General features: G+C 69.9%; 13 protein-coding genes. 11 read left to right on the top strand and 2 right to left on the bottom strand.

Annotation, left to right across the window (positions count from 1 at the left end):
• The 7 genes from ROTAS13_RS27770 to ROTAS13_RS09745 all read left to right on the top strand — a co-directional run.
• The coding region (locus tag ROTAS13_RS27770) for a hypothetical protein (RefSeq protein ID WP_216348623.1) at positions 1 to 199 on the top strand (199 nt) is incomplete at its 5' end.
• 67 nt (positions 200 to 266) lie between these two features.
• The gene (gene rph, locus ROTAS13_RS09720; RefSeq protein WP_075822208.1) at positions 267 to 1,013 is read left to right on the top strand and encodes a ribonuclease PH; all 747 of its coding nucleotides are present in this window, start codon (positions 267 to 269) and stop codon (positions 1,011 to 1,013) included.
• Positions 1,010 to 1,636: a non-canonical purine NTP pyrophosphatase gene (locus tag ROTAS13_RS09725; protein ID WP_075822209.1), complete on the top strand. Its 627-nt coding sequence runs from the start codon at positions 1,010 to 1,012 to the stop codon at positions 1,634 to 1,636. Before rph ends, ROTAS13_RS09725 begins: the two co-directional genes overlap by 4 nt.
• A 733-nt stretch (positions 1,637 to 2,369) precedes the next feature.
• Positions 2,370 to 4,076 (top strand): L-lactate permease, encoded by a 1,707-nt coding sequence (lldP, locus tag ROTAS13_RS09730; RefSeq protein ID WP_075822210.1) that lies wholly within the window; start codon positions 2,370 to 2,372, stop codon positions 4,074 to 4,076.
• Positions 4,076 to 4,918 (top strand): FCD domain-containing protein, encoded by an 843-nt coding sequence (locus ROTAS13_RS09735; protein ID WP_019462271.1) that lies wholly within the window; start codon positions 4,076 to 4,078, stop codon positions 4,916 to 4,918. The genes lldP and ROTAS13_RS09735 overlap by 1 nt, the downstream gene beginning before the upstream one ends.
• Positions 4,915 to 6,102 (top strand): FMN-dependent L-lactate dehydrogenase LldD, encoded by a 1,188-nt coding sequence (lldD, locus tag ROTAS13_RS09740; RefSeq protein ID WP_099781693.1) that lies wholly within the window; start codon positions 4,915 to 4,917, stop codon positions 6,100 to 6,102. The genes ROTAS13_RS09735 and lldD overlap by 4 nt, the downstream gene beginning before the upstream one ends.
• Positions 6,103 to 6,249: 147 nt before the next feature.
• Complete coding sequence (locus ROTAS13_RS09745) at positions 6,250 to 6,792, top strand: cytochrome b (RefSeq protein WP_075822211.1); 543 nt, start codon at positions 6,250 to 6,252, stop codon at positions 6,790 to 6,792.
• A gap of 45 nt (positions 6,793 to 6,837) precedes the next feature.
• Here ROTAS13_RS09745 and ROTAS13_RS09750 read toward each other — a convergent pair whose 3' ends face one another.
• Positions 6,838 to 8,148 (bottom strand): dicarboxylate/amino acid:cation symporter, encoded by a 1,311-nt coding sequence (locus ROTAS13_RS09750; protein ID WP_075822212.1) that lies wholly within the window; start codon positions 8,146 to 8,148, stop codon positions 6,838 to 6,840.
• A gap of 472 nt (positions 8,149 to 8,620) precedes the next feature.
• Between ROTAS13_RS09750 and ROTAS13_RS09755 the strand changes: the two genes are divergently transcribed.
• Genes ROTAS13_RS09755 through ROTAS13_RS09765 form a run of 3 tightly spaced genes read left to right on the top strand, consistent with a single transcriptional unit; the run spans position 8,621 to position 11,781 of the window.
• On the top strand, positions 8,621 to 9,790 hold the full coding sequence (locus ROTAS13_RS09755; RefSeq protein WP_019462267.1) for an iron-containing alcohol dehydrogenase: 1,170 nt from the start codon (positions 8,621 to 8,623) through the stop codon (positions 9,788 to 9,790).
• Between the two features lie 42 nt (positions 9,791 to 9,832).
• Positions 9,833 to 10,624 (top strand): N-acyl homoserine lactonase AttM, encoded by a 792-nt coding sequence (attM, locus tag ROTAS13_RS09760; RefSeq protein WP_019462266.1) that lies wholly within the window; start codon positions 9,833 to 9,835, stop codon positions 10,622 to 10,624.
• Entirely contained in the window at positions 10,624 to 11,781 is a 1,158-nt protein-coding gene (locus tag ROTAS13_RS09765; RefSeq protein WP_075822213.1) for an iron-containing alcohol dehydrogenase, read from the top strand. The genes attM and ROTAS13_RS09765 overlap by 1 nt, the downstream gene beginning before the upstream one ends.
• A gap of 75 nt (positions 11,782 to 11,856) precedes the next feature.
• On the opposite strand, the gene cynS is transcribed toward ROTAS13_RS09765, so the two are convergent.
• Positions 11,857 to 12,306 (bottom strand): cyanase, encoded by a 450-nt coding sequence (gene cynS / locus ROTAS13_RS09770; protein ID WP_019462264.1) that lies wholly within the window; start codon positions 12,304 to 12,306, stop codon positions 11,857 to 11,859.
• A 140-nt stretch (positions 12,307 to 12,446) separates the two neighbouring features.
• Between cynS and ROTAS13_RS09775 the strand changes: the two genes are divergently transcribed.
• The coding region (locus ROTAS13_RS09775) for a siderophore-interacting protein (protein WP_139323306.1) at positions 12,447 to 13,215 on the top strand (769 nt) is incomplete at its 3' end.

Raw genomic sequence — 13,215 nt, forward strand, 5'->3', positions numbered from 1 at the left:
GCCGGAGAGCGATGCTCTCCGGCGCGATCCGGCCGGCAGCGAAGAGGCAACGAACGGGAGGTCCAGGAACCTCAGGTTCCTGGCGGATAAGGGGGACGGGGGGAAAAGGCGGAGCCTTGTCCCCCGGGACGGCGCAGTGGCGGAAATGATGTGCAAGACGACCATGATGGCTGCGTCCATCATCCGGATCGGTGGTTGACACCCGGCCCTGTCGCGCCGATGCCTCGGCCCCGGATCCGATTGCCGGGATCGGATACCTTGACCGGATGACGGAGCTCCCCATGACGCGCCCCTCTGGCCGCGCCCCTGACGCGTTGCGCCCTGTTTCCATCGAACCCGGCGTGGCCCGCCATGCCGAGGGCTCCTGCCGCATCCGCATGGGGCTGACCGAGGTGCTCTGCACCGCCAGCGTGGAGGGGCGGGTGCCCGGCTTCCTGCGCGGCAAGGGCCAGGGCTGGGTAACGGCGGAATACGGCATGCTGCCCCGCGCCACGCACCAGCGCGGAGACCGGGAAGCGGCGAAGGGGAAGCAGTCCGGCCGCACGCAGGAGATCCAGCGCCTGATCGGCCGCTCGCTCCGCGCCGTGACCGACCGTGCCGCGATGGGCGAGATGAGCGTGGTGCTGGACTGCGACGTGCTGACCGCCGATGGCGGCACGCGCTGCGCTGCCATCACCGGCGCCTGGGTGGCGCTGCACCTCGCCTTCGAGCATTGCCGGCGGATGCGCATCCTGTCGCGCAACCCGCTGACCGGGCATGTGGCCGCGGTCTCGGCCGGGCTGTGGCAGGGCGAGGCAGTGCTCGACCTCGACTATGCCGAGGACAGCGCGGCCGGGGCGGATGCCAATTTCGTGCTGACCGATGCCGGCGGGATCGTCGAGATCCAGGCCACGGCGGAAGCCACGCCCTTCACCGGGGCGCAGTTCGACAGCCTGCTGGCCCTGGCCCGGCACGGAACGGAGGAACTCTTCGCCGCGCAGCGGCAGGCCATCGCCGAGGGAGCCCCCGCATGACCCGCCGCCTGACGGAGAAGCGCCTGATCCTGGCCACCCACAATGCCGGCAAGGTGCGCGAGGTCGCCGCCCTGCTGGCCCCCTGGGGGTTGGAGGTGACGGGGGTGGGCGATCTCGGCCTGCCGGAGCCGGAGGAGACGGAAAGCAGCTTTCTCGGCAATGCGCGGATCAAGGCCCTGGCCGCTGCCACGGCCACGGGGCAGGTGGCGCTCGCGGATGATTCCGGCTTCTCGGTCGCGGCGCTGGATGGGCTGCCGGGGGTCTGGACCGCCGACTGGGCGAAGCAGCCGGACGGCACGCGCGACTATGCCAGGGCCATGGCCGAGGTCGCCCGCAAGGCCGGCGAGGCCGATCCTGAGGGAAAGGACCACGGTGCCTGGTTCTCCTGCGCCCTGGTGCTCGCCTGGCCGGACGGACACACGGAAGGCTTCCTGGGCGAGGCGCATGGCACCTGGATCTGGCCGGGCCGAGGCGAGGCCGGGCATGGCTATGACCCGATCTTCGTGCCGGCGGGCGAGACGCTGAGCTTCGCCGAGATGGACCCGGCGCGGAAGAACGCGATCAGCCACCGCGCCCGCGCCTTCGCGCTGCTGGCCGGGGCCTGCCTGCCGCCGCTGGGCTGATTGGGCCGGGGGCCGGCGCTGCTCCGCCCGGGGAACAAGGCTCCGCCATCGACGCAATGCGTCGACCCCCTGTCCCCATCCGCCAGGACACCGCGTGCCCTGACCCGGCTCGTTGGTTCTCGCTTCGACCGGATCGCGCCAGGGAGCCATGCTCTCCGGCGGACCGCGGGTGGCACCCGCGCGAAGGCGGTGTTTTCCTTCTCGGGAGCCCCGCGTCTCCACCTGTTCCTTGGGGTTCAGGCCGCAGGCTGACGGCCTCCACCGGAGCCAACGAGAGCCCGGGGCCCGGGGAACGGCTTCGGTCCCCGGCGGGAGAGGCAGAACCTCTCCCCCGGAGTCAACCACATGCCTCACGCCGGGATTAGCGCGGGGGTCCTCCGGGGCGTGGTCCGGCCTCGGCTCCTGCCTGCTTCGGGCTGACACGGGAAGACGAAGCCTTCCCCACACCGGGTTACCGGATGGGAGGCACATCGCGCTCCGTGCCGGAACGGCACCGCCAGGCGGTCCCATACACACCCCGCTCGCCCATTCCTCCTCCGATCGGCAACACGGCACATCCGCTGCGAAGCACTCGAATGGTCAGACCAATAACGTGAATAGGACAGTTAAAAGATAGTTGACCGCCTGATGGCCGCTTCGATAAAAACAACTTGAAGTGAAAACAAGCTTAATTGGACAGACCAATTTAGCCTCACCAAGAGCCACTCGCATCCGTGAGTGTGGAGGACGATCCATGTCGGCCTGGCCGCAGAACTACGACCCCCTGGGCAATATCTGGCTGTCGAGCCTGATCGCCTTCGTGCCGATCGCCTTCTTCTTCCTGGCGCTGACGGTTCTGCGGCTGAAGGGCTATGTCGCCAGCACGATCACGATCGTGCTCGCCCTCGCGGTCGCCGTGCTGTTCTACGGCATGCCGGCGGGGCAGGCCCTGGCCTCCGGGGCCTATGGCTTTGTCTACGGGCTGTGGCCGATCGCCTGGATCATCATCGGGGCGGTGTTCCTCTACAAGATCTCCGTCCGGACGGGGCAGTTCGAGATCGTGCGGGCCTCCATCCTCTCGGTCACCGAGGACCAGCGGCTGCAGCTGCTGATCGTCGGCTTCTCCTTCGGCGCCTTCCTGGAGGGCGCGGCGGGCTTCGGCGCACCGGTCGCCATCACCGCCGCGCTGCTGGTCGGCCTGGGCTTCCGCCCGCTCTACGCGGCCGGGCTCTGCCTGATCGTGAACACGGCGCCGGTGGCCTTCGGGGCCATGGGCATCCCCGTGATCGTGGCGGGACAGGTGACGGGGCTGGACCCCTTCGTCATCGGCCAGATGGCGGGCCGCCAGCTGCCCTTCATGACGCTGATCGTGCTGTTCTGGGTCATGGCCATCATGGACGGCTGGCGCGGCGTGCGCGAGACCTGGCCGGCGGTCGTGGTCGCGGGCGGCTCCTTTGCCATCGTGCAGTTCCTGACCTCGAACTTCATCGGCCCGGAGCTGCCGGACATCACCTCCTCCCTGGCCTCCCTGCTCTGCCTCACCCTCTTCCTGCGCGTCTGGAAGCCGGCGCGGATCTTCCGCTTCGAGACGGCGGAGGCGGAGGCTTCGGGCATGGCCCGGGCGCAGCCCGCCGGGGCGCAGGTCGCAACGGTCGGCGGCATGGCACCGGCCGCCGCACGCCGCCACACGCCGGGCGAGATCATCCTGGCCTGGTCGCCCTTCCTGATCCTCACGGCCATGGTGACGCTCTGGAGCATCAAGCCCTTCAAGAGCCTCTTCGCGGCGGGCGGGGCGCTCAGCGGCTGGGTCATCGCCATTCCCGTGCCCTCGCTGCACCGGTTGGTCGAGAAGATGCCGCCGATCACCGCCGGGCCCGTGCCCTATGACGCGATCTACCGCTTCGACTGGTTCTCCGCGACCGGCACGGCGATCTTCCTGGCCGCCCTGCTCTCGGCCCTGCTGCTGCGCCAGCGGCCGCTGGAGACGGTGCGGACCTTCGGAGAGACGCTGGCCGAGCTGCGCACGCCGATCTACTCCATCGGCATGGTGCTGGCCTTCGCCTTCATCGCCAATTATTCCGGCCTTTCGGCGACGCTGGCCCTGGCCCTGGCGCATACCGGGGCGGCCTTTCCCTTCTTCTCGCCCTTCCTGGGCTGGGTCGGCGTCTTCCTGACCGGCTCGGACACCTCCTCGAACGCGCTCTTCGGCGCGTTGCAGGCAACGACGGCGCAGCAGATCGGGGTGTCCGACATCCTGATGGTGGCGGCGAACACGACGGGCGGCGTGACGGGCAAGATGATCTCGCCGCAATCCATCGCCATCGCCTGCGCCGCCGTGGGGCTGGTCGGGCGTGAATCCGACCTCTTCCGCTTCACGGTGCGGCACAGCCTCGCCTTCGCCTGCATGGCCGGGCTGATCACCCTGGCGCAGGCCTACTGGCTGACCGGTATGATCCCCTGATGGAGCAGGACGCGACATCCCCCGCCGAGGGCGGACGGCTCGCCTCGCAGCTCGCCACGGTGCTGCGGAAGCGGATGCTGGCGGGGGATTTCGGGATCGGCGACCGGCTGCCGGCAGAGCGCGCGCTGGCCGGCGAGTTCGGGGTGTCGCGCTCCTCGGTGCGGGAGGCCATCCAGATGCTCGCCAGCCAGGGCCTGCTGTCGAGCCGGCAGGGCGGCGGCACCTTCGTCCGCGCCCTGCCGGGCGGCGGGGAGGGCACCAGGGGGGACAACTGGGGCCGTCAGGCGATCGTGGAGCCCCTGGAGCAGCTGTTCCGCGACAACCCGGACTACCGCTACGACGTGCTGGAGATCCGCCTCGCGCTGGAGGGCGCCGCCGCCGCCCATGCCGCGCGCCGCGCCACGGAGGAGGATCGCAGCCGTCTGCGCGGGCGTTTCGAGGCCACGCTGCGGGATGACGAGGCGGCGACGCCGGCCGTGCTGGCCCAGGTGGACGCGGCCTTCCACCTCGCCATCGCCGAGGCCTCGCACAACCTCGTGCTGCAGCAGATCATCCGCGGCATGTTCGACCTGCTGGCGGCCAGCACCTCGCAGAGCCTGGAGAAGCTCTATCTCGTGCCAAGGGTCTCCGAGGCCCTGGCGGAGCAGCACCGGCTGCTGATGCAGGCGGTGCTCGGCGGCGATCCCGACCGTGCGCGCGCCGCCTCGGATGCCCATATCGATTTCGTGCGACTCACCCTGAAGGCGATCGACGAGGACGAGGCCCGCCTCGCCCGTTCCAACCCGCCTCGTTCCCTGCTGTCCGGGCGAACCGGCGGCCCTGACCGGAAGACAGACCCGTGATTTTCTCGCCCATCATCTCCTCCCCGTCCGATTATCGCGAGGCCGCCCGCCGCCGGCTGCCGCCTTTCCTGTTCCACTACGCCGATGGCGGCGCCTATGCGGAGCGCACGCTGCGCCGCAATGTCGAGGACCTGGCCGAGATCGCGCTGCGGCAGCGCGTGCTGCAGAACATGTCCGAGCTGAGCCTGGAAACGCGCGTGCTGGGGCAGGACCTGTCGATGCCCGTGGTGCTGGCGCCGGTCGGGCTGACGGGCATGTTCGCCCGGCGCGGCGAGGTGCAGGCGGCGCGGGCGGCCGAGGCCAAGGGCATCCCCTTCACCCTTTCCACCGTCTCGGTCTGCGACATCGAGGAGGTGAGCGCGGCGGTCACGAAGCCGATCTGGTTCCAGCTCTACGTGCTGCGCGACCGCGGCTTCATGCGCAACGCGCTGGAACGGGCCAAGGCGGCCGGGATCACGACCCTGGTCTTCACCGTGGACATGCCGACGCCCGGCGCGCGCTACCGCGACGCGCATTCGGGCATGAGCGGCCCGAACGCCCCGTTCCGCCGCATGGTCCAGGCGATGACGCATCCGCTCTGGGCCTGGGATGTCGGGCTGAAGGGCAAGCCGCACGACCTGGGCAACGTGTCGCGCTACCGCGGCCAGGCGACCGGGCTCGCGGACTATATCGGCTGGCTCGGCGCCAATTTCGATCCGTCGATCTCCTGGAAGGACCTGGAGTGGATCCGCGACTTCTGGGAGGGGCCGATGGTCATCAAGGGCATCCTCGACCCCCAGGATGCGCGTGACGCGGTGAGCTTCGGCGCGGATGGCATCGTCGTGTCGAACCATGGCGGAAGGCAGCTCGACGGCGTGCTCTCCTCGGCGCGGGCCCTGCCCGCCATCGCCGCGGCGGTGAAGGGGAAGCTCTCGATCCTGGCCGACTCCGGCTTCCGCAACGGGCTGGACGTGGTCCGCGCGCTGGCCATGGGGGCCGATGCGGTCATGCTGGGCCGGGCCTTCGTCTATGCGCTGGCGACGGGGGGCGAGGCGGGGGTGCTGAACCTGTTGAACCTGATCGACAAGGAGATGCGCGTGGCCATGACGCTTACCGGCGCGGCGCGGGTGTCCGACCTGGACGAGAGCTTCCTGGAGCGCGGCTCCGTGGCCCCCAGGATGGAGCGGCAGGGCGCGCTCTCCTAGACCCCGCCCAGGCGGCGGGCCCTCCGTCCGCCGCCACCGGGTCACAACCTGCCCGGCCATGGCTAGGCAGCCGGGGGATGCGGGACCAGATCCCGGACGGGAAGGCACGGGGGACCGCCCCGGCCAGGGCCGAAGGAGGGTTCCCGCATGGACAGTCCTGCGGGCTACGGCATCGTCAGCCGCATGCTGCACTGGCTGATGGCCGCCTGCTTCGCCTGGCACTTCGCCGGTGCCCTGCTCTACGTCACCGTGCCCGAGGCCGGGGTGACGAAGTTTGTCGGCAGCACGCATTTCACCATGGGCTTCACGCTGCTCGTGCTTGTGCTGCTGCGGGGGGCCTGGGGGCTGCTAAACATCCGGCGTCGCCCGCCGCATCCGGGCCGGCTGGGGCGCCTCGCCACGATCGGGCACCTGGTGCTCTACCTGCTGATGATCCTCGTCCCGGGTCTGGCGCTGTTGCGGCAATACGGCTCCGGCGAGCCCTTCACCCCCTATGGCATCCCGGTGATGAGCGGCTTCGAGGGCAAGATCGCCTGGATGACGGCACCCGGGGACCTGCTGCACAGCTTCCTCGGCTGGGTGCTGCTGGCGCTCATCCTCGGCCATGTCGCGATGGCCCTGGTGCACCGCTATGCCTGGCACGACGACGTGCTGGGCCTGATGACCCGCGGCCGCCGGCGGCGCGTCTGAAGGGCGCCCCCGGCAGGCTTCCGCCGGGGGGAGCAGGGTTTCCCTTCAGGCCACCGGAGCCGTGGCGGCTTCCCGCGCCTCGGCCTCGTCGAAGGTGCCGGGCGACGGTTCCGGCTGCGGCTGGGAGCCGGGCCCGGGCGTCCGGTCGCCTTCCCACTTGCCGACCACGGCCGCCGCCAGGGAGTTGCCGATGACGTTGGTGGCGGAGCGGCCCATGTCCAGGAACTGGTCGATGCCGATGATCAGCAGCAGCCCGGCCTCGGGGATGTTGAAGGTGGAAAGCGTGGCCGCGATCACCACCAGCGAGGCGCGCGGCACGCCGGCCATGCCCTTGCTGGTCAGCATCAGCACCAGCAGCATGACCGCCTGCTGCCCCCAGGTGAGTTCGATGTTGTAGGCCTGGGCGATGAAGACGACGGCGAAGGTGCAGTACATCATCGAGCCGTCGAGGTTGAAGGAATAGCCCAGCGGCAGCACGAAGCTGATCACCTTCGGGCTCACGCCGAAGCGCGCGAGCTGCTCCATCAGGCGCGGATAGGCGGCCTCGCTGCTCGCGGTGCTGAAGGCCAGCAGGAAGGGCTGCCGGACCAGCGAGACCAGCTCGATCACCCGCCGCCCGAAGAACAGGAAGCCCACCCCGGCCAGCAGGCACCAGAGGATCGCCAGGCCGAGATAGAACTCCGCCACGAACTTGCCATAGGTGACGAGGATGCCCAGGCCCTGCGTGGTCACGATCGCCGCCATGGAGGCGAAGACCGCCAGCGGCGCCATCAGCATGACATAGCCGGTGACGCGCAGGATGACGTGCGAAAGCTCCTCGATCCACTGTACGACATGGCGCGCCTTCTCGCCCAGGGATGCGGCGGCGATGCCGAAGAGCAGCGAGAAGACGACGATCTGCAGGATTTCGTTGCGCGACATGGCATCGAAGATCGAGACCGGCACGAGATGCGCCACGAAGTCCCGCAGCGTGAGCGAGGAGGCCTGGACGCTGCTTGCCGCCCCGGCCTGGGGCAGCGGCAGGTCCAGGCTGGCCCCCGGCTGCAGGAGGTTGACCAGCACCAGGCCCAGCAGCAGCGAGACCAGCGAGGCGGTGACGAACCACAGCATCGCCTTGCCCCCGATCCGCCCCACAGCGCCGACATCGCCCATATGGGCGACGCCCACGACCAGGGTGGAGAAGACCAGCGGCGCGATGATCATCTTGATCAGGCGCAGGAAGATGTCGCTGATCAGGGAGATGTAGCCGGCGATGACGCGGGAGGTGTTCGGATCGGGCCAGACCTCGTGGCAGGCATAGCCGACGCCGATACCGAGAAGCATGGCGACGAGGATATAGGTGGTCAGTCTCTGCATGGCGTGGTCTTCATTCCCCGTTCGGCAGCCTGGAATGGCATGGAGCCCGGAGCGGGTCCTGTTAGGGATCACTTCGCTGCGATGCCAGGATGATTGATTAAATTTCCCTTCATTTTGCAGCGCGCGGGCAGATCCCCCCTCGTTTCCGCGGGGCGAACCAGCGATGCCCGGAGGCGGCGCCGGCCCTCCCGATCCCGAAGCCTGCAGGCGGCGCCCGCCATGTTCCCGGCCCCGGAAAGCACCCCGCCGGCTGATGCTTGACAGCTTCGGCGGCCCAGGAGGATCGTTCTTGAAATCGAATCCGGCGTGGTTCGCCGGCCCCTTCGTATAAAGCAGAACCGAAACGGTTCATCCGAGGAAAACGCCGTGCCCCGCCCTTTTCGTCCGCTCCCTGAGCCGCCCGCTACCGGCGGGCGCCGGGCGCCGGCAGCGGGATAGCCGGAACATCAGAACAGCCCGAACGGAGCAGCGCATGTCCACCGGCCCTCTGCCAACCTTCGAGTTCCGCACGGTCCCGTCGATCCAGGTGGAATGGAGCGGGGCAAAACGCCTGGGCGAGATGCTGGCCGCCCGCTTCGCCGGACGCCGCGCCCTGGTGGTGACGGATGCGGGGCTGGTGAAGGCCGGCCTTCTCGGCCCCGTCCTGGCCGGGCTGGAGGCCGAGGGCTTCCGCGCCACCGTCTTCGACGCGGTGGTGGCGGACCCGCCGGAATCCGTGCTGCTCGACTGCGTGCGGCAGGCACGCGAGGCCGGGGTGGAGATCGTGCTCGGCCTGGGCGGCGGCTCCTCGCTCGACGTCGCGAAGCTGGCCGCGGTGCTGCTGGTCACGGAGCAGGAGCTGCCGCAGATCTACGGCATCGGCAAGGTGACGGGCTCGCGCCTGCCGCTGGTCCTGGTGCCCACCACCGCCGGCACGGGGTCGGAGGTCACCAACATCTCCATCCTCACCACCGGCGAAACCACCAAGATGGGCGTGGTGGCGCCGCAGCTCTATGCCGATGCGGTGCTGCTGGATGCGGAGCTGACGCTGGGCCTGCCGGCGCTGCACACCGCCGCCACCGGCATCGACGCCATGGTGCACGCCATCGAGGCCTATACCAGCCGGCACAAGAAGAACCCGCTCTCCGACGCCCTGGCGCGGGAGGCGCTGCGCCTGCTCGGCGGCAACCTCCTCGCCGCCTGCCGCGACGGGCGGGACCGCGCGGCGCGCGAGGCCATGCTGCTCGGCGCCATGCTGGCGGGCCAGGCCTTCGCCAATGCGCCGGTCGCCGCCGTGCATGCGCTGGCCTATCCGCTGGGCGGCCACTACCACGTGCCGCACGGCCTCTCCAACGCGCTGATGCTGGGGCCGGTGCTGCGCTTCAACGCCCGCGCCGCCGCACCGCTCTATGCCGAGCTGGATACGGTGCTGAACGGTCCCGGCGCAGGTGGGGCCGAGGAACGCGCCCTGCACTTCGTGGACAGCATGCAGCGGCTGATGGACGGCAGCGGCGCCCCGCGCCGCCTGCGCGATGTCGGCGTCACCGACAACAGCCTGGCGATGCTGGCCGCCGATGCGATGAAGCAGACGCGGCTGCTGGTGAACAACCCGGTGGAGGTGACGGAGGCCGACGCCCTCGCCCTCTACCGCGAAGCCTTCTGACGTGCCGGCAAGGCACGCGCGACGACAGGACGGGGAAACGCCATGAACGACATCCGGCTCTACATGCTCCAGTCGGGCACGCTGAAGTGCAAGGTCCATAACATCAAGATGAACCAGGGCGACGGCGCGCCCTACGAGATCCCCGTCCCCTTCTTCCTGATCACCCATCCGCAGGGCCACACCATCATCGACGGCGGCAATGCGGTGGAGGTCGCCACCGACGCACGCGGCCACTGGGGCGGGATCTGCGACGTGTACTGGCCGGACATGAAGCCGGAGGAAGGCTGCGTCGCGCAGCTTGAGGGCCTCGGCATCCGGCCGCAGGACGTGCGCTTCGTGCTGCAATCCCACCTGCATCTCGACCATACCGGCGCGATCGGCCGCTTCCCGAACGCCACGCATGTGGTGCAGCGGGCGGAATACGAATACGCCTTCACCCCGGACTGGTTCGCGGCCGGCGGCTATATCCGCAAGGATTTCGACCGCCCCGGCCTGCGCTGGGAGTTCCTGAACGGCACCGACGACGACCATTTCGACCTTTATGGCGACGGCACGCTCACCACGGTCTTCACCCCGGGCCACGCGCCGGGGCACCAGAGCTTCCTGGTCCGCCCGCCGAGGAGCGGGCCGATGCTGCTGACCGTCGATGCCGCCTATACCACCGACCATTGGGAGGAGAAGGCGCTGCCCGGCTTCCTGGCCTCCACGGTGGACACGGTGCGCTCCGTGCAGAAGCTGCGCCATCTGGCGGAACGCACAAAGGCCCAGGTGGTGACCGGCCACGACCCGGATGCCTGGCCCGGCTTCCGCAAGGCGCCGGAATACTACGACTGATGGGCGGCTTCACCTTCCTTTCCGTCCCCCGCATCGTCGTGGAGACGGGCGGCCTCGACAGGCTGGGCACGCTGATGGCCGGGCTGGGCGCGAAGCGTGTCGCCATCGTCTGCGACCGTGGCATCGTCGAAGGCGGGTTGGCCGCGCGCGCCCGTTCCGCCCTGACCGCCGCCGGCCTCACCGCGCGGGTGCTCGATGGCGTGCAGGCCGATCCGCCCGTGGCCACGGTGCGCGCCACCCTGGCCGCCGCGCGGGATTTCGCGGCGGATGGGGTGGTGGGGCTGGGCGGCGGCAGCTCGCTCGACACGGCGAAGCTGGTGGCGTTGCTGCTGCGCTCCGGCCAGGCGGTCGAGGAGCTTTACGGCCAGGACAAGGCGCAAGGGCCGCGCCTGCCGCTGATCCAGGTGCCCACCACCGCCGGCACCGGCTCCGAGGTCACCTGGGCCTCGGTCGTCACCAGCGAGCGCAACGAGAAGCAGGCGATCTACGCGCCGCAGCTCCTGCCCGATATCGCCCTGCTGGATGCGGGGCTGACGCTCGGCATGCCGCCGCGCGTCACCGCCGCCACGGGGCTCGACGCCATGGTCCATGCCGTCGAGGCCTATACCAGCCGCACGCGCAAGAACCCGGTCTCCGACGCGCTGGCGGTGAAGGCGCTGGCCCTGCTCGGCGGCAACCTGCGCCGCGTGGTGGCGGATGGCACGGACCTTCCGGCGCGCGAGGCGATGCTGGAGGGCGCGATGCTGGCCGGCATGGCCTTCGTCAACGCCTCCGTCGCGGCGGTGCATGCGCTGTCCTATCCGCTCGGCGCACGCTTCCATGTGCCGCACGGCCACAGCAACGCGCTGGTGATGGGGCCGGTCTTCCGCTTCAACCTTCCGGCAGCGGCGGAAGCCTATGCCGAACTCGCCCCCTGCCTCCTGCCGGGCCGCCGCTTCGCCAGCGCGCAGGAGGCCGCCGAGGCCTTCGTCGCGGCGCTGGAGGAGCTCGCCGGAAGTGTCGGGCTGGAAACGAGGATGAGCCAGCTCGGCGTCACCGAGGCGGATCTTCCCGGCATGGCGGAGGAAGTGGTCGGCGGGCTGCAACGCCTCCTCGCCAACAACCCGCGCGACATGGTGCGGGAGGATGTCGTCGCGATGTATCGCGCGGTGCTGTAGCGGCGGCGCGCGCAGGCTCCGGCCCCGGGCGGAGGCTTCGCCTCCCCCCGGCCGCCAGCCGCGCGGGGAAGCGCCTCAGTACTGTTTGTAGGGCAGGAACTTCCCGCTCATCGTGATGTTCACGCGGTCGCCCGCATTGTTGGGCTCGCGCTGCAGATCCATGCGGAAGTCGATGGCGCTCATGATCCCGTCGCCGAACTCCTCGTGGATCAGCGCCTTGAAGGTCGTGCCATAGACCGAGATCAGCTCGTAGAAGCGGTAGATCAGCGGGTCGGTCGGCACCTGCGTCGGCAGCGAGCCGCGATAGGGCGGCTGCTGCAGCAGCTTGATCTCGTAGCTGTCGAGGCCGAGCTCCGTCCCGATCGCCTCCGCCGCCGGCCCGGGCAGGGGCATCTGCCCCAGCAGGGCGGCGGTCACGTATTCCTTGCTCAGCTCCCCGGCCAGGGCGGCGAGGCCCGCCCAGGTGAGGTCCCGCTCGATCTTGATGCGGACAATCTTCTCGGTGAGTTCGGCGCGTGCCGTCATGGGCTCTGCTGCTCCGGAAGGCGGTTGCGGAAGGCCGTTTCAGGCTGTATTGATAATCATTATCAATTATACACCAGCCTCCCAGGCTGGGGTGTCACGACAAGTCCTGCCTGGACAAGTCCCATCTCAGGGCCCCGAGAATGAACGCGATCACGACCCTGCGTGCCCGCACCCGGATCGAGCTTCCGGACCCGCCGCGTCAGCTCGACCGGCTCTGCGAAGGGCTGGGCGACTACGGCGCCACCGTGCGGCGGGAGGAGGGCCTCGCCTGGATCTCGCACCGGCTGGGCCGCGCCATGCTGACGACCGAAGGACGGGCACTGCGCCTCGATGTTTCCTCGGAGGACGCCGCCTCCCTCTCCATGCTGCGCGGCCTCCTGGCTTGGTATGTGGAGAATCTCGAAGAGGGGCTGAAGCCGGACTTCGCCTGGGCCGGCGATGGCTGTGACACGGCGCAGCTCCCCTATTTCCGCGCCATGCGCGTGGTCTCCAACGCCGCCGTCACGCCGCATATGCGCCGCATCCGCCTGGCGGGGCCGGACCTCGGGCGCTTCGCGGTCGGCGGCATGCACCTGCGCCTGCTGATCCCGCCGCCGGGCGTGCTGGACCCCGAATGGCCCGTCGCCGGACCCAACGGCGCCCCCGTCTGGCCGCAGGGGCCGCGCGCGGCCATCCCGCGCGTCTACACCATCCGCCGCATCGGCCCCGCCGCTGCCTGGATGGAGGTGGACATGGTCGTGCATGGCGAGGATGAGGGCGATGACGAGGCCGGTTCGGGTCCCGGCTCGCGCTGGGCGCTGGGGGCGGCGCCGGGCGATCCGGTCGGCATCCTTGGCCCAGGCGGGGGCGAGGGGCCGGTCGCGGACCTGTCTCTTGATCACATCTACGCACAGCTCCACCGTAAGGCGA

Origin of the sequence: Roseomonas sp. TAS13 (assembly GCF_001950415.1) — a bacterium.
GTDB lineage: Bacteria > Pseudomonadota > Alphaproteobacteria > Acetobacterales > Acetobacteraceae > Roseomonas > Roseomonas mucosa.